The organism is Bacillus sp. TH50 (assembly GCF_016650565.1).
Classification (GTDB): domain Bacteria; phylum Bacillota; class Bacilli; order Bacillales; family Bacillaceae_G; genus Bacillus_A; species Bacillus_A mycoides.
Window position 1 is genome coordinate 1,631,004 of sequence record NZ_JAEKFM010000007.1, and the last position, 15,429, is coordinate 1,646,432.

General features: G+C 34.6%; 17 protein-coding genes. 11 read left to right on the top strand and 6 right to left on the bottom strand.

Annotation, left to right across the window (positions count from 1 at the left end):
* Positions 1-49: 49 nt before the first annotated feature.
* Complete coding sequence (locus tag JFU23_RS25450; protein WP_201033017.1) at positions 50-1,492, top strand: aminotransferase-like domain-containing protein; 1,443 nt, start codon at positions 50-52, stop codon at positions 1,490-1,492.
* A 12-nt stretch (positions 1,493-1,504) separates the two neighbouring features.
* The gene (locus tag JFU23_RS25455; protein ID WP_000816387.1) at positions 1,505-1,672 is read left to right on the top strand and encodes a DUF3933 family protein; all 168 of its coding nucleotides are present in this window, start codon (positions 1,505-1,507) and stop codon (positions 1,670-1,672) included.
* Positions 1,673-1,777: 105 nt separating this feature from the next.
* Here JFU23_RS25455 and JFU23_RS25460 read toward each other — a convergent pair whose 3' ends face one another.
* Together JFU23_RS25460 and JFU23_RS25465 are read right to left on the bottom strand one after the other, a co-directional pair.
* On the bottom strand, positions 1,778-2,743 hold the full coding sequence (locus JFU23_RS25460; protein ID WP_201033018.1) for a patatin-like phospholipase family protein: 966 nt from the start codon (positions 2,741-2,743) through the stop codon (positions 1,778-1,780).
* Between the two features lie 82 nt (positions 2,744-2,825).
* The gene (locus tag JFU23_RS25465) at positions 2,826-2,969 is read right to left on the bottom strand and encodes a YjcZ family sporulation protein (protein ID WP_107887930.1); all 144 of its coding nucleotides are present in this window, start codon (positions 2,967-2,969) and stop codon (positions 2,826-2,828) included.
* 224 nt (positions 2,970-3,193) lie between these two features.
* On the opposite strand from JFU23_RS25465, the gene JFU23_RS25470 reads away from it, so the two are divergent.
* The 4 genes from JFU23_RS25470 to JFU23_RS25485 all read left to right on the top strand — a co-directional run bounded on the left by JFU23_RS25470 (position 3,194) and on the right by JFU23_RS25485 (position 6,051).
* Positions 3,194-3,946 (top strand): YwqG family protein, encoded by a 753-nt coding sequence (locus JFU23_RS25470; RefSeq protein WP_201033019.1) that lies wholly within the window; start codon positions 3,194-3,196, stop codon positions 3,944-3,946.
* Between the two features lie 145 nt (positions 3,947-4,091).
* Complete coding sequence (locus tag JFU23_RS25475) at positions 4,092-5,252, top strand: transglutaminase domain-containing protein (protein WP_201033020.1); 1,161 nt, start codon at positions 4,092-4,094, stop codon at positions 5,250-5,252.
* Positions 5,253-5,361: 109 nt separating this feature from the next.
* The gene (locus JFU23_RS25480) at positions 5,362-5,562 is read left to right on the top strand and encodes a DUF4083 domain-containing protein (protein ID WP_002064945.1); all 201 of its coding nucleotides are present in this window, start codon (positions 5,362-5,364) and stop codon (positions 5,560-5,562) included.
* A 27-nt stretch (positions 5,563-5,589) separates the two neighbouring features.
* A complete protein-coding gene (locus tag JFU23_RS25485) occupies positions 5,590-6,051 on the top strand; it encodes an NUDIX hydrolase (RefSeq protein ID WP_016094227.1) in 462 nt (153 codons plus the stop codon).
* Between the two features lie 44 nt (positions 6,052-6,095).
* Here JFU23_RS25485 and nadE read toward each other — a convergent pair whose 3' ends face one another.
* Positions 6,096-6,914 carry an ammonia-dependent NAD(+) synthetase gene (gene nadE, locus JFU23_RS25490; protein WP_002031433.1) on the bottom strand — a complete coding sequence of 273 codons (819 nt, stop codon included), beginning with the start codon at positions 6,912-6,914 and terminating at the stop codon, positions 6,096-6,098.
* 264 nt (positions 6,915-7,178) lie between these two features.
* Between nadE and JFU23_RS25495 the strand changes: the two genes are divergently transcribed.
* Positions 7,179-9,059, top strand: a complete 1,881-nt coding sequence (locus JFU23_RS25495; protein ID WP_002031435.1) for an FtsX-like permease family protein — start codon at positions 7,179-7,181, stop codon at positions 9,057-9,059.
* A 119-nt stretch (positions 9,060-9,178) separates the two neighbouring features.
* A complete protein-coding gene (locus tag JFU23_RS25500) occupies positions 9,179-9,466 on the top strand; it encodes an AbrB/MazE/SpoVT family DNA-binding domain-containing protein (protein WP_002012401.1) in 288 nt (95 codons plus the stop codon).
* Positions 9,467-9,684: 218 nt separating this feature from the next.
* On the opposite strand, the gene JFU23_RS25505 is transcribed toward JFU23_RS25500, so the two are convergent.
* Positions 9,685-11,147 (bottom strand): IS1182 family transposase gene (locus tag JFU23_RS25505; protein WP_374191743.1). Its coding sequence is split into 2 segments (ribosomal slippage): positions 9,685-10,586 and positions 10,586-11,147, totalling 1,464 coding nucleotides; the frame shifts between segments, so codons are not numbered across the junction.
* Positions 11,148-11,395: 248 nt separating this feature from the next.
* On the opposite strand from JFU23_RS25505, the gene JFU23_RS25510 reads away from it, so the two are divergent.
* Positions 11,396-12,346: a serine protease gene (locus tag JFU23_RS25510; protein WP_002012402.1), complete on the top strand. Its 951-nt coding sequence runs from the start codon at positions 11,396-11,398 to the stop codon at positions 12,344-12,346.
* 40 nt (positions 12,347-12,386) lie between these two features.
* Here JFU23_RS25510 and JFU23_RS25515 read toward each other — a convergent pair whose 3' ends face one another.
* Entirely contained in the window at positions 12,387-12,695 is a 309-nt protein-coding gene (locus JFU23_RS25515; protein ID WP_137058543.1) for an ArsR/SmtB family transcription factor, read from the bottom strand.
* 107 nt (positions 12,696-12,802) lie between these two features.
* On the opposite strand from JFU23_RS25515, the gene JFU23_RS25520 reads away from it, so the two are divergent.
* Complete coding sequence (locus JFU23_RS25520; RefSeq protein ID WP_201033021.1) at positions 12,803-13,738, top strand: aldo/keto reductase; 936 nt, start codon at positions 12,803-12,805, stop codon at positions 13,736-13,738.
* A gap of 49 nt (positions 13,739-13,787) precedes the next feature.
* Entirely contained in the window at positions 13,788-14,963 is a 1,176-nt protein-coding gene (locus JFU23_RS25525; RefSeq protein WP_113938265.1) for an MFS transporter, read from the top strand.
* A gap of 185 nt (positions 14,964-15,148) precedes the next feature.
* Here the strand turns inward: JFU23_RS25525 and JFU23_RS25530 are convergent, their stop codons facing one another.
* Positions 15,149-15,373: a hypothetical protein gene (locus JFU23_RS25530; RefSeq protein ID WP_002064959.1), complete on the bottom strand. Its 225-nt coding sequence runs from the start codon at positions 15,371-15,373 to the stop codon at positions 15,149-15,151.
* Between the last annotated feature and the right edge of the window lie 56 nt (positions 15,374-15,429).

Here is a 15,429-nt window from a genome sequence, read left to right on the forward strand (position 1 = left end):
TCCATATGGTTGGATAGGTTACCAACCATAAAATATGTGAGGTGATATAATGGAAAGGCTCGTTTGGAAACCTAATATGTCTTCATCTATTCCTTTGTATAAACAAATAGAATCTTATATAAAAGAGAGAATTGTTAATGGGGAATGGACAATTGGAACTAAATTACCTTCACAAAGAGCTTTGGCGCATGCGTTTGAAGTGAACCGAAGTACAATTGTAATGGCTTTCGATGAGTTAATAGCAAAAGGGTATATTGAGGGGAATGGACGGAAGGGAACAATTGTTATAAAAAATAGTGAGAATACTTCAACATATGCCCCGCCTCCAAACTGGCAGTCTTACGTAGAAACAGGACTTCATTATCCGAATCTTCCCGCTGTACAAGAGATTAATCAAGCTGAATTTACTCCTAATGTAATTCGATTAGGAACAGGTGAACTTTCACCGAGTCTCTTGCCTGAGAAAAAGATGAAGGGTATTATTAATAAAATTTTACAATCAAATGTTCCACTTGGGTATGAGGAACCGAAAGGGAATCTCCATTTAAGAGAAAAAATTGCGGAATATTTAAAAGGGCATGGGGTATATGTATCTCCTGACTCTATTTTAATTGTTTCAGGGGCAATTCAAGCATTGCAGCTTATTTCTATGGGGCTTCTTCCGAAAGGAGCGTCAATTTTATTAGAAAAACCATCATATTTATATTCGCTTAATGTATTTCAATCAGCAGGAATGCGCTTGATTGGAATACCAATGAATGAGAATGGTATAAATACTTCATACATTACAAGATATAAAAAACAATTTAACGCATCTATTTTATATACAATCCCATCTTTTCATAATCCGACCAATTTTAGTATGAACGCTAAGAAGAGGGAAGAAGTGATGGAGATATGTAATGAAATTGGATTACCTATTATTGAGGACGCGGTATATCAAGATTTATGGTTCGATGCACCAGTTTCAAAGCCTTTAAAGGCATATGATAAAAATGGTATCGTGCTACATATTGGAAGTATGTCCAAAGTCATTAGTCCTGGTTTAAGAATTGGGTGGATTGTTGGATCAGAATCAGTTATTCAAAGATTAGCAGATATAAAAATGCAAACTGATTATGGTTCAAGTTCTATATCCCAGCAGATTGCAGCGGAGTGGTTTGAAAATAGATTGTATGATGAACATTTACAGTTTGTAAGAAGTGAATTGAAAAAACGTAGAGATTTTATGATAAGTATTTTAGAAAAGTATTGTAGTGGCATTGCAACTTGGCATGAGCCAGCAGGAAGCTTTTACATTTGGCTACATATAAATCTATCAATTTCGAATCGTAGTTTATTTGACAAAGCTTTGCAAGAAAAGATTTTATTAAATCCGGGTACTTTGTATGATAGAAGTGCAAACCAATTTTTGCGCCTTTCTTATTCCTATGCAACTGTAGAAGAAATTGAAGTTGGAATAAAAAAGATCGCGCAATTAATTAAAGGGTAAAAGGAGAAAAACATGAAACAATATGTGATTTGCCAAATGATTGATGGAGATAAGTATTTAGCTGCTTATGCGGAAACAAAACAGGATGCAATTGAAAAAGCAGAACTGTTAGGATTAAGAACCGGAAACCGTTACATAGTAATTACCGCGGAAGAAGCTGAAGGGTTAACTTATCCTTAAGTAATGTGTGTGGTACGTAGGAGATAAATAAGCCTAGTAATATATGAAATTACTAGGCTTATTTACTATTAAAGCGTCAAGTCTTCACGTATGAAAATAAAAGTATTATGAGTCAAGTTGACGGAAAAATCGATTGGTTTTGCGATCTTGATTTCCATTTCTATATTCATCAACATATTGTCTGAAGTTCCAAGATTGTAAAAACTTATTAGCTGCATTATAACCAGAGTTATAGAGCCATTCTTTCTCTTCTTTAGTTAGTTGAAAATTAGTACTGGTAATGCTTCCTGTTGGAATTGTAATAGTTCTAGCCTTTGATTCTTTATCTAAATGCCGTAAATCATGAGCTTGCATCATCGTTTTAAATAATCCTTTGAACATGGAAATAGGTTCGTCATAGTGGGCGGGATCAGCTTGAATCTCATCTTTTACAAAATGAAATCCAAAGGTAGGCCAGCGAGGAGAAGTCGGTGAATCGAAAATCCAAATTGGGTAATTACTTAAAATACCGCCGTCAACCATATAACAAGGCTGCTTCCATTTTGGTGTTCTCCATTTCACTGGCTCAAAGAAGAAAGGGATTGTACTACTCATTCTTACTGCTTTAGCGATAGAGAAGCGATAATTTAAAAATCCGTAGTTTGGTAAGTCATCGGGAAAAATAACCATTTTACCATTGCTTATATCTGAAGCAATAATTTTGAGTTTATTCAAATCGGGTAAGTCTGTAAACAAATGAATTCCTTTTTTTCTAAGCAGGTCTTCTAGCCATTCTTCGAGAAATACATTTGAATAAATACCTAGAGTAGACCAAGCGCTTAATCCTTTACCAATAAAGGGGATTCTATCAAGAAAAGTTTTTTTAGTGAATTTTTCATAATCAATGTCTGTTACAATCGTCTTTAATTCGGAACAAGAATATCCTGCTGCTAGAAGAGCTGCAATAATAGCGCCGGCTGATGTTCCAGCTAAACGTTCCCATTCATATCCTTTTTCGGCTAACGCGCAAATTGCCCCTACATGAGCAATTCCGCGTACACCGCCTCCTTCAAAAACACCATCAATTTTCATTGAACATACTTCCTTTCTAAAAAATGAAAATGGAAAAAAAGCACGTATTGTACGTGCTTTTTTACAATAGTTTTTAAGTTTACTAGCAGCCTACAAAGCCGCCCCAACAGCTAGCTCCGATGATGATTAGAAGGATAAATAAAACGATTAATAAAGCGAAACCTCCATAACCACAACCGCCACCACAACTACCGCCGTAACCGCCGCAACTATATCCGTAACCCATGTGGAATTCCTCCTTAAATTAAAAATAAAAATGAACGAGGGGAAAATGTACTGGAAGAAATAAAGAACTATCGTGTTTGTAGGAACAATGTATACTATGCTTTTTTAAACTTGTTCGCGTACGAGGGATAAGCCCGTTTTTTGGAGGGCTTGTTGAATTTACAATGAATGAAGTATAATCTTTGTGCTATGATACAAATAAGTATGTAAATGTAAGGAGAATTTATGGAACAGAAAATTGAAATATTAATTGATAAATATGAACTAACACATTTGAAACAGGAACTTATTAATACTGTATTTCCTTGTGTAAAAGTTGTGCCAAAACAACAGGAAATAATTGCGATAGGCAGTTCGAAAATGGGCGGAGTTCCTGATTTGCCAAATACATTTGAATATCCAACATACAAAGAGAATCCGTTACGTTTTATCGCACAATTTAATTTAAGTGATTTACAAAACGTTGGTATGGATCATAATCTTCCTAAGACAGGGATGTTATATTTCTTTAGTATTGAAAATTACTTTGAAGAAGATGTGGATCCAACCGAAGCTGGACGTGTACTTTATTATGATATCCCTGTAGAGCAATTACGTAGAGCAGATGAAATACAAGCGAAATATAACCAGTGTGCAATTACTTTTGAACTGACGTATAAATTACCGGAGCTTTTCATTGAAGATGAGGCGGATTCAGATCGTTTCTTGCAATTACTTGAAGAGCTAATCCCAGACAACTATGATAATCATCAAATGTTTGGAGAACCATTCTCTGTACAAGATGAGGTATTGTACGAGACTGGACAATATATGGGGATAGATCCACAGCAAATGACGCTTTTATTCCAAATTGATTCAGATCATAAAAATTGTAATATGGTTTGGGGAGAATTAGGAATGCTATATTTCTGTATTGGTAATGAAGATTTGAAAAATCGACGTTTTGAAAATACATGTTGTGTGTTACAAACTTGTTAATGAAGAAGGTTGTTCTTGTAAAAAGAACAACCTTTTTACAATGTTAAATATGCATAATCTCATATGACCTATTTTGAAAAGTATTGTATACTCTGAAACTATACGATACTTTTTCGTATAGTTATAGAATGTAAGGAGTGACAAGATGGGAAAGACAAGTAAGTATGTGACAGCTGCCGCACTTTGTTCAACTATAGTAATGGGAGGCTTACAAGCGTCATCTGTATCTTATGCGGCTACGAATCCGACTACAGTGACAACACAATCAGATGCAAAGTTGTTAAATGATTTCAGAAAAGAATTAAAAAAACAGATTGATAATCGTGAAGAAAATATTACAATCGCATATAAAACAAAAGATAGAGATGCTAGAAAGATTATGGACCAATTGTACGGCGAGTTTAATAAAATGGTAGATGCTGATGAGTATGTAAAATATAATGTAGCATCTACTAGGTATTCTATAAAAGGGATGCCAGGGAATTATACGTTTACATTACAAGTGGAGTATCGTGAATCAAAAGAGCAAACACAGTATGTAAAGTCTCAGGCGAAAGCAATTGTAAATTCTATCATTAAACAAGGTATGGATGAACATGAGAAAGTAAAAGCTATTCATGATTACGTTGTAAAATATGTATCTTATGATACGTCTTATCAAGCGTATACAGCGTATGAAGCGTTAGCGAATCGTTCTGCAGTTTGCCAAGGATATACATTATTAACATATCAATTATTGCAAGAAGCAGGTATTCAAAATCATATTGTAACAGGTACAGGGAATGGACAAGCTCACGCATGGAATTTAGTGAACATTGATAACAGGTGGTACCATCTAGATACTACATTCGATGATCCAGTACCTGATAAAGCTGGGCGCGTAACATATTCATATTTTAATATGTCTGATGAACAATTAAGCAAAGACCATGAATGGGATCGTAGTGAATATCCAGCGGCAACTACAAGCTACTTCAACGAATTAACAAGCAAAATAAAAGCCGGTAGTTCAAAAACTGCTGTATATGAACAAATGTTAAAAGAAACAAATTTAAAGTATTTATCTGCACAATACGGAGCGGAAAATTACAATGAGTTTAAGAAAAAATTACAGCAACAATTTGCTTCCAGGCCAGAAAAAGTAGAAGTACGATATAAGCAGTCAATGGATGGAACGATGCAAGATATAAAGAAAGTACTAGATGAAATAGCTTGGCCAAAAGGTGCAAAGCGTGTATCTTATCAAGTTGCGCCATATAGTGCAATGGCAGGTTATTCATTAGCGACAATTACATTTACGTATTAATGAAAAAGAGCATCTTTAAAAGGTGCTCTTTTTGTGTTTGATTTATAATATCGTTGACTATTTAGAATTGCGTGATAAAATAATTGAAAATAGAGGATGTGATAGCTGAATGAATTTGTTCGAAAATAATATATTTGCATTGATATATTTTTGTCTAGTAATCGGGCTTATCGTTTTGTTTTTTGTATCATTTACTCTATTCATTAAAAGATTATTGCAAAAAAACACTATGAAAAAACAACATGTGATTAATATGAATCAGAAGTTAGATCGGATTATTGAATTGCTTGAAAAAGATAAAAAAGAATAATGGAAGATGGATAAAAAGGAGAAGCAGATGGCGAATTATATAAAGGAATTACGTGAAAAAATAGGGCATGATTATGTTATTTTGAATTTTGCAGGTGGTTGTGTATTTAATGAATTTGGTGAAGTGCTTCTACAAAAAAGAGGAGACTTTAATGCCTGGGGATTTCCGGGCGGTGCAATGGAAGTCGGGGAATCTGCGGCAGAAACTGCGATTCGAGAAATAAAAGAAGAAACAGGATATGATGTGGAAATTGATGAGCTCATTGGTGTGTATACGAAATATTTTCAAACATATCCGAATGGAGATCAGGCACAGGCAATTGTAATATTCTTTAAGTTTTCAATCGTTGGAGGGAATACAAAAATAGACGGTGATGAAACGTTAGATTTGCAGTTTTTCCCTTTAGACAAAATGCCGCCATTGTTTAATAAACAACATGAAGATTGCTTGCAGGATTTATTAGAGAAAAGAGTAGGGGTATATCGTTAACGTATAAAAAAGAAGCTAAATGAGATTAGCTTCTTTTTTATGTTCTATTTCCACCAATCATCAAACATTGACGCTGGTACTTGTCTTTTATGTTCACTCACTTTGTAACGCTTCTCGATCTTTTCAGCAACGTCAGCTGGAACGGATTTACCTTCTAAATAGTCATCTAATTGATCGTAAGTAATGCCTAGCTCTGTTTCATCAGCTTGACCTGGTTTTTCATCTAATAAATCAGCTGTTGGCATTTTTAAGTAAAGTCGCTCGTCTGCACCTAATTCTTGTAATAAATCACGTCCTTGGCGTTTCGTTAATCCCGTTAATGGTAATAAATCTGCACCGCCATCTCCGAATTTTGTGAAGAAACCTGTTACAGCTTCAGCAGCATGATCAGTTCCGATAACGAGTAGCCCTTGTTGTCCGCCGATTGCGTATTGTGTAACCATACGGATACGCGCTTTAACGTTCCCTTTATTGAAATCTGTTAATGATTCGTCTAATAAGTTTTCGTATTGATTTGAGAAAGCATCAACTGTTGAAGCGATATCGAAAGCAACAGACTGATCAGCTTGAATAAATTGTAATGCTAATTGTGCATCATCTTCATCTTTTTGTACTTTGTATGGAAGACGTACGGAGATAAACGTTGCGTTACCACCTTCATTACGAACTTCTTCGACTGCAAGCTGTGCTAAACGTCCTGCCAGTGTAGAGTCTTGTCCGCCGCTAATTCCAAGTACAAATCCTTTTGCACCTGTAGTTTTTAAATAATCTTTTAAGAAATCAATTCGTTTACGAATTTCTACTTTCGGATCAATTACAGGCTGAACATGTAATGCTTTCATAATTTGTTCTTGTAATGTCATTATGTTTTCCTCCTATTCATATTAAAGCGGTAAATAAGTTTATATGTATATTGGTACATACTTCTATCCTTTATTATTTCGCAAAACTAACGAATATACAATAGGATGCGTGTATGAATGTAGTCATTATAATGAAACTGTTTTATATAAGCAATTGTTTAAAACCTTTCAATAATGTAAGGTTTTTGTCATTTGAATCGATGGAAGGTATTTCCGAACTTTACTAATATAAAAGTATAGTTAGTAGAAGGGCGGAGAAGTAGTATGAACATTAGAGAACTCGCATTTCGAAATGTAACGCGAAATAGACGAACATACTCAGCTTATTTTTTGAGTAGTGCATTTGCAATTATGGCCTTTTTTGTGTATTCATTTTTTGCGTTTCATCCGGCATTAAGTGCTGGAGAATTAGGACAGTACGTATTCGTAAGTATGTCTTTTGCGCAGTCTATTATTTACTTATTTACATTCTTCTTTATTTTATATTCAATGGGAATGTTTTTAAAAACGAGAAAGCGTGAACTAGGAATTTTAATGATGCTAGGTATGACGAAATATCAATTAAAGCGTCTTATCTTCTTTGAAAATATAATGATTGGAATAGGGGCAATAATTTTTGGGATTCTTTCAGGTATGTTGTTTTCAGGGATATTAATATTTGTAGCTCCGATGATATTAAAACTAGATATCTCTTTATCCTATTACATACCGATGAAAGCGATTGTGGTAACGAGTATTATGTTTTTCGTATTATTTATGATCATTTCATTGTTTAGTGCAGGAATGGTTCGTAAAAATAAAATTATGAAATTGTTTAGAGGATCAGCAGAGGCGAAGCCAGAACCGAAGGCATCTATAATTTCTTCTATATTAGCAGTAGTATTGCTTAGTGCTGGTTATGCAGGAGCTCTTATGTCACATGGTGCAATGGTATTTATAATGATGATTCCTGTTACAACGGTAGTCATTATTGGTACGTATTTGCTGTACAAGCAGTTGAGTGTCTTTATTATTCGATTATGTAAAAAAAGTAAACGTTTCTATTGGACACAGACAAATATTATTACTTTGTCAGATTTAGCATACCGTATGAGAGATAATGCAAGGATGTTCTTTATTGTAACGATTATTTCAACTGTAGCATTTTCAGCAATAGGTACATTAGTTGGGTTTGCTTCGATGACGAAAGAAATTATGGACAGACCAATTGCGTTTCACTATCAGTCTAAGCAAGGTAATAGCAATGAGTCACAGCATCTGAAAATCATTGACGAAGGATTAAAGAAACATAATATAGCAGCTTCAAAAATAAATATTTCATCGAAGAAAACGGAGGAGCAGTCGTTAAGAAGCGCCATTTTTATAAAAGAATTAGATTATAAAGAATATGCAAAGTTAACAGGAGAACCATTTAATAGTGTATCAAATAAAGAGGCTTTATTTTTGTCAGTCGAAATACCCGGACCACCGATGAAAGAAAGAAAAGAAATTACTTTACCAAATATGAATGAACCTTTAAATGTGAAAAAAGTTAATACTTCTTCATTAAGTAAAATACTAAGAGGTAATGTGTATGTAATCTCTAAAAATCAATATGATTCATTACAAGATGGATTTAAAGAAGAAAAAGATTATATGTATAAAACACAATCCGCGAAAGATGAAATTGAGGTCGGTAAGGAACTTACGCTTCAGATGAAGCCTTATGAAGAACATTCAACGTTTAGTGCAGAAGAGTACGATCAAAATCAAAGTCTACAAATCGCAGGACCCATTTTATTTGTAGGTTTCTTTATTGGTATTGTATTTTTCGTTTGTGCAGGAAGCTTCCTTTACTTCCGTTTATTTTCAGATTTGGAGGACGATACTCGTTTATTTGAAATGATTCGAAAAGTTGGATTGACGAGAGGGGAATTATCGAAAGTAGTCACAATCCGCTTAGCGCTTTTATTCTTCGTTCCAGTTGGAGTTGCAACATTACACGGGGCAGTAGCATTAACTGCGTTAGGACAAATGTTTGAGTACTCACTGTTTAAAGAAAATACAATTGTATTAAGTATTTTCGTAGGTATTCAAGTTGTATACTTCTTAATTATAAGATCGCGTTATTTAAAACAATTGAAAGAAAGATTGAATATTCGTTAAATGTGTTTTTTTAACTTTTGTACTATATTTTCTAAAAAGAGTAAGGCATTACCAAATGTATAGTGATAAAATGAAAATAGCGAGGTGAAAAAAATAATAGAGAGTAAGGGGGGAGTAACATGAAAGCAACAGGAATTATTCGAAAAGTAGATGAATTGGGACGGATAGTTATTCCTAAAGAATTACGAGATGTATTAGGAATACAAATCAAATCACCACTTGAAATTTTTGTAGAAGAAGACAAAGTCATTTTACAAAAATATCAACCTTACAATGCTTGTCAAATAACAGGTGATGTTTCAGACCAAAATATTTCATTAGCAAATGGAAACATTACTGTTAGTATAGAAGGCGCAAAACATGTAATAAAAGAAATTGAGCAGTTTTTGAACAAGAGTAAGATTTAGTCTTAATTTATCCAGCTATTTGTGGGCAGTAAAACTCCCACCTCAAAACTCGGCTGAAGAAAAGAAGTTGGGTGGGAGTCGGGCTGCCCGTAAAAGCCCGATTGGTGAGGGCTAATAATCAGTGGGGGATGAACCCCCCCCCACTGATTATAGTTTCACTTTATATTATTCTTTTGAAAAACTGAAAAAGAAAAGGACCATAATGGGTCCTTTTCTTTTCAGAGTGTTGGGAAACCCTTTAGGGTTCCCAACACTCTGGAATCTTTTTTGATTTTAGCGAAAGAAAACAACAAAAAATAGTAGAATTTAGAAAAATAGCCCTCCACCAACCCCTTTTTGGTTAGATGGAGGGCTATTTTTTTCATGTTTTGACAAGCGGCGGTGAGGTAAGCCTGCATTTGGACAGATTTCAGCCCTCGAAACCGAGCATATCGATAGCCATGTAGTTCTTTTGCATCCGCAAAGCTTCGCTCTATAGTTGAACATCGTACTTTATACAACTTTTTCCCTGTAGCTGTTAGTTTGTTTTTTCTAGCGATATCTTTATATTTCTCCCATATATGATGGGTGATAACTTTTTGTTTTTGTTTCTTTGAAAAGCATACCTCACGTAGCGGACAAACAGCGCAGTCTTCTGGATTCGATTTATATTGACGATATCCTTCGCGATCCGTTGTCGCATATTCTAAAATACATCCCATCGGACAAGCAAATGCATTCATTTCTTCTACATATTTAAATTGGCTTTTCGGTACTTCTTTATTTCTCTTTCCAAATCGGCGATACCCCATCACCATAAATATATTTCTTTCTGATAACTTCTTACAGATATATCCTGTAAAATAGCCTGCATCAAGAGCTACAGCTTCCACTTCAAACCCGAATTTATCAACTTGAGCTTGTAGACGTGCTAAATACGGCTCGGAATCTGCCATATTTCCAGCCGTTATATAGGTATCTGTAATAATATTGTACTTCGCATCAGTCGTACGATGATCTAAAAAATGAAAACCGTTCGGTTTTCCATCTCTCATTAAAAATCCACTATCTGGATCCGTTGTACTTATCCGAGTTTTTTTAGTAGGGGTATCACTTTCCTTTCTAGGTTTTAATTCTTTTTTCCGTGCGCCTCACGATCTTCGATTACCGCAGCTTCTAGTTCATCTATATAGAACTTTGCCTTTTCTTTTTTATATTTATGTACAAATTTATTTTTATTGGCATTGGCCTTAATGTGTGTGGAATCTGTCATCAACGCACGTCCTCCTACCATACGGCGCTCCGTCGCTTGTCTCACAATCTCATCAAAAATTTCTTCGAAAATATTTGTATGAACGAAACGAGTACGGCGATTCCAACTGATTGTAGAATGATCTGGAATTGTATCTGATAGAGAGAACCCTAAAAACCAACGGTAGGCAATGTTCGTTTTAATCTCCTTTTCCAATTGACGCTCAGAACGAATACCATAAAAATATCCAATAAACATCATCTTAAATAAAACGATAGGATGGATTGACGGACGGCCATTGTTTTCACAATAATAAGGGCGTAACTTCTCCTCAATAAAATCAAAACTAATTGTCGCTTCAATCGCACGAAGGAAATGATCTTGTGGAACCAATTCTTCTACAGAAACAGATACACGCTCGTCGCGATGATTTTTTAAAGCACCCATCATAAGAAATCTCTCCTTTTCCTCTTTTTTATCAGTGTTGACACATAAAAAGAGGTTCAGACACAAAAATAGGCTGTGGAGAAGGCTTTCTCCACAGCCTGAAAAGAAAAGGACCATAATGGGTCCTTTTCTTTTGTTTATTGAGAAATATTTGAGAGGAAGGGAAATGGAACGAATAAAACGAATGTTAAATCTAAACGCATTCAATAGTGGTCTGAAATGAAAATAATATATTTTCAGGAGGGATTACGATGAATAGTAGTACAGCGAATAAACAAAAAGGCATTAAATTAATTCCGTTTACTGTAAATAAAGTGGTTGAACAAGTAAATGAAATTCCACCAGGTGTACAATTGATTCATGCTCCGCAAGTATGGGAAAAGAGCGCGAAAGGAAAAGACATTGTCGTTGCTGTTTTAGATACAGGTTGTGATGTAAATCATGTAGATTTAAAAGATCGTATTATTGGTGGGAGAAATTTCACAAAAGATTATGAAGGAAATCCCAATATTTATCTTGATAATAATGGGCATGGTACTCATGTAGCGGGGACAATTGCAGCGACTGAAAATGGAGTGGGTGTACTAGGAGTCGCACCACTTTCTAAAATGTTAGTTTTAAAAGTATTAGCTGGAGATGGTTCTGGAAGTTATGAGCAAATTATTGAGGCCATTCATTATGCTGTAAATTGGAGAGGACCGAATAAAGAGAAAGTGAGAATTATTTCAATGTCACTTGGTGGTCCGCAAGATGTACCAGAGTTACATGAAGCTATTCAAAATGCGGTAAAACAAGACGTACTTGTCGTGTGCGCTGCAGGAAATGATGGAGATTGTAACGATGATACTGAAGAATTAGATTTTCCAGGTGCTTATTCTGAAGTAATTGAAGTAGGTGCTGTTAATTTAGAGCGGAAAATTTCATGCTTTAGTAATTCAAATCAAGAAATTGATTTAGTAGCGCCGGGTGATGAAATACTGTCTACGTATCCAGAGGGGAAATATGCGGTATTAAGTGGTACTTCAATGGCGACGCCGCATGTCGCTGGGGCGCTAGCACTTCTCATAAAGCAGTGTGAGAGAGAGTATGGTAGAAAATTATCAGAGCCGGAAATATATGCGCAACTTATAAAAAGGACCGTACCTTTAGGGTATGAACGTACATCTGAGGGGAATGGATTAATAGATTTATTAAAAGAATAGTAATTACTAAAAAACATCTCATATTTATATGAGATGTTTTTTAGTATGGTTCTGTTGCATGTATTACGACGTCTAATAAACCGGGGAATCTAGCATTTAAGTCATCTTCACGAATTGAAATGAAACGTTGTGTGCCTTCAAGGCGTGTATACATAACACCAGATTCACGTAACACTTTGAAATGGTGAGATAAAGTTGATTTCGCAATTGGAATGTTTAACGCGCCACAAGATTGTTCATTTTTCTCTAGTAGCATAGTTACAATTTGTAAACGAATTTGATCGCTAAGTGCGTATAAGACAGAAGAGAATTGAATTTCTTCTCGTTTAGGATGATAGAGAGTACGCATTTTTTCACCTACTTGTATAAGTTAATATATTTGCACTATAACATATAAAGTGGTATATTTCTATTGTTCGAATATAATCGAACAATAGAAATATAGGGGGATAAAAAATGAAGTATACAAAATTACAAAAGGCAGGACTAAATATTTCGAAGTTGGGGTTAGGAACAAACGCTGTTGGGGGACATAATTTATATGCTGATGTGAATGAGGAAGAAGGAAAAAGATTAATAGAAGAAGCAATTCAGCAAGGGATTACATTTTTTGATACAGCAGATTCATACGGTTTCGGTAGATCAGAGGAATTGGTAGGAGAAGTATTAAAAGGAAAACGCCACGAGTTTGTACTTGCTACAAAAGGTGGAATTCAGCCTTTATTAAATGGAGAGGTTCATATTAATAATGAACGAAGCTATTTAAGAAATGCTGTGGAAAATAGCTTAAGAAGATTACAAACTGATTATATTGATTTATATTATTTACATTTTACAAATCCTGAAACAAGTTACATAGATTCAATTGGAGAACTTACTCGCCTAAAAGAAGAAGGGAAAATTCGTTCAATTGGAATATCTAATGTAAATGTAGAGCAACTAAAAGAAGCGAATCAGCACGGACATATAGATGTTGTACAATCACCGTATAATATGTTGGATCGTGCTGCTGGGGAAGAACTTTTGCCATATTGTATAGAATCAGGTATTTCATTTATTCCGTACGGGCCTCTTGCCTTTGGGATACTAGGTGGTAAATATACAGAATATTTCAAATTGGATGAAGGGGATTGGCGTCAAAGTGTAAATCTATTTGAAGAAAATAAATATAAGAGTAACTTTAAGAAAGTTGAGAAGTTAAAAGATTTATCTAAAGAAAAGAATCTCGAAGTATCGCATTTAGCTTTAGCGTGGTTATTAAACAAAAAAGGAATTGATACTGTTATTCCTGGCGGGAAGCGGGCAGAGCAAATAATAGAAAGTGTAAGAGCAGTGGATGTTTCATTGAATGAAAAAGTTATGAAAGAGATTGAATCTATTTTAGAAGATTAGTTGAAAAAAGGGATAGTTCCCTCTTTTTATATAAAAGGAGAAGGTTTAAATGAAAAGAGTGCTAGCTGTATTCTTTACGATAATGTTTATGATTGGTACAGATACTTTCTTAATTTCACCACTTTTGCCGACATTACAACAGGTGTATCATGTATCAACTGAATTATCAGGATGGATGGTGAGTTCATATGCTTTAGGATACGCTGGATTTGCGCTTATCGCTGGTCCTATATCAGATGGCTTAAACAGAAAAAAAGTGATGGTATTAGGAATGAGTTTTTTTGCATTAAGTACATTTTTGTGTGGAATGGCACCGAGTTTTTTATGGATGCTAACATTTAGATTTTTAGCAGGTGTAAGTGCAGCTTTTGTATCTCCACAAGTATGGGCATCTATTCCGCTCCTTATAGAGAAGAAGCAAATTGTAAAAGCAATTGGAATTGCAACAGCAGGGTTATCAATCTCCCAAATTTTAGGTCTGCCAATTGGAGCATATTTAGCAACGATACATTATACAACACCATTCTTCGTCATTGGTATATTATCAGCACTACTTGTCGTTCTTATTTATGTAGTATTACCAGAAATACAACCGGTTCATATAGGTGGAAGTAAAACAAACATCTTAAAGCGCTATAAACAATTACTTACAGATTCAAAGGTTTCACTTTCTTATTTTGCATATTTTGTTTTTCAAACTGGTAATTTTGCTGCATTTTCATTTTTTGGTGTATGGCTTTCCATTCAATTTGGCTTACAAGTTCATGAAATAGGAACAGCTATGCTCGTATTAGGGTTAGGAAATTTAACAGGGAATATTTTTGGCCCAAGAATCGTAAATAAAATTGGTTATAACCTTTCTTTCTATGGTGGAATTGTATTTACAGCTGTGCTATATGTATTACTTCCTCATGTAAAGAACATTATATTTGTGGAGTTATTATTCTTTGTTTTATTTTTTGTGACAGGAATTTTGTTTGTATTGATGATGGGGCGCTTACAAAATATGTCTAGTATAGCAAGAGGAACAGGAGCCGCTCTTGCTAATGCTTCTATGTATATTGGCCAAATGATTGGAGCGGCAATAGCAGGAATGTTATTTGCAGCATCTCACAATTTTATACTTGTAGGTAGTTTTACTGCGTTACTATATATAGGAGCTTTATTTTTGTTTAGAAAAAGTGAAAAGCTTAGTGAAGATAGTGAAACAGGAATTGCATCATAAAGCCTTTAAAAATAAATCGGGGAAATCCCAAAAAATAAAAAATCCCTAAAGAGATAGGGATTTATATATCGGCATATAGTTCCTTGGAAAAGGATATACTTAGTTTAACATATAGGACTACTTATATTTGTGAAATAGATGTGAAAGTAATGTGAAAAATGCCGTAATAAAAAGCACTGTTTTAGCTAAAACAGTGCTTTTCTCTTTGATTGAACAGTTGCTGCATTTTCATCATGTATGCCTGCATCATTAATAATTCGTTGTTTTGCTTTATTTAATAGATGGTTTACTGCTTCACCAAAATAGTTAGCTTCGCTTTTTGTGCGGGCTTCTCGTAAACATTTATAGTTTTCTAGCAGTTTCTCTTTTTCGGTGTTTGTTAAGAAATCTTCTATTTTCTTTTTTGTCATACGAAACACCCTTTCTTCTGACAAACGACGCAATAGAAAATATTTATTTTTTATTA

Coding starts and splice junctions, on each gene's coding strand:
- JFU23_RS25500 (WP_002012401.1), top strand. CDS start 9,179: ATGAAAGCAACAGGAATTATTCGAAAAGTAGATGAATTGGGACGGATA.
- JFU23_RS25525 (WP_113938265.1), top strand. CDS start 13,788: ATGAAAAGAGTGCTAGCTGTATTCTTTACGATAATGTTTATGATTGGT.
- JFU23_RS25475 (WP_201033020.1), top strand. CDS start 4,092: ATGGGAAAGACAAGTAAGTATGTGACAGCTGCCGCACTTTGTTCAACT.
- JFU23_RS25520 (WP_201033021.1), top strand. CDS start 12,803: ATGAAGTATACAAAATTACAAAAGGCAGGACTAAATATTTCGAAGTTG.
- JFU23_RS25530 (WP_002064959.1), bottom strand. CDS start 15,373: ATGACAAAAAAGAAAATAGAAGATTTCTTAACAAACACCGAAAAAGAG.
- JFU23_RS25455 (WP_000816387.1), top strand. CDS start 1,505: ATGAAACAATATGTGATTTGCCAAATGATTGATGGAGATAAGTATTTA.
- JFU23_RS25485 (WP_016094227.1), top strand. CDS start 5,590: ATGGCGAATTATATAAAGGAATTACGTGAAAAAATAGGGCATGATTAT.
- JFU23_RS25510 (WP_002012402.1), top strand. CDS start 11,396: ATGAATAGTAGTACAGCGAATAAACAAAAAGGCATTAAATTAATTCCG.
- JFU23_RS25450 (WP_201033017.1), top strand. CDS start 50: ATGGAAAGGCTCGTTTGGAAACCTAATATGTCTTCATCTATTCCTTTG.
- JFU23_RS25495 (WP_002031435.1), top strand. CDS start 7,179: ATGAACATTAGAGAACTCGCATTTCGAAATGTAACGCGAAATAGACGA.
- nadE (WP_002031433.1), bottom strand. CDS start 6,914: ATGACATTACAAGAACAAATTATGAAAGCATTACATGTTCAGCCTGTA.
- JFU23_RS25470 (WP_201033019.1), top strand. CDS start 3,194: ATGGAACAGAAAATTGAAATATTAATTGATAAATATGAACTAACACAT.
- JFU23_RS25480 (WP_002064945.1), top strand. CDS start 5,362: ATGAATTTGTTCGAAAATAATATATTTGCATTGATATATTTTTGTCTA.
- JFU23_RS25515 (WP_137058543.1), bottom strand. CDS start 12,695: ATGCGTACTCTCTATCATCCTAAACGAGAAGAAATTCAATTCTCTTCT.
- JFU23_RS25465 (WP_107887930.1), bottom strand. CDS start 2,969: ATGGGTTACGGATATAGTTGCGGCGGTTACGGCGGTAGTTGTGGTGGC.
- JFU23_RS25460 (WP_201033018.1), bottom strand. CDS start 2,743: ATGAAAATTGATGGTGTTTTTGAAGGAGGCGGTGTACGCGGAATTGCT.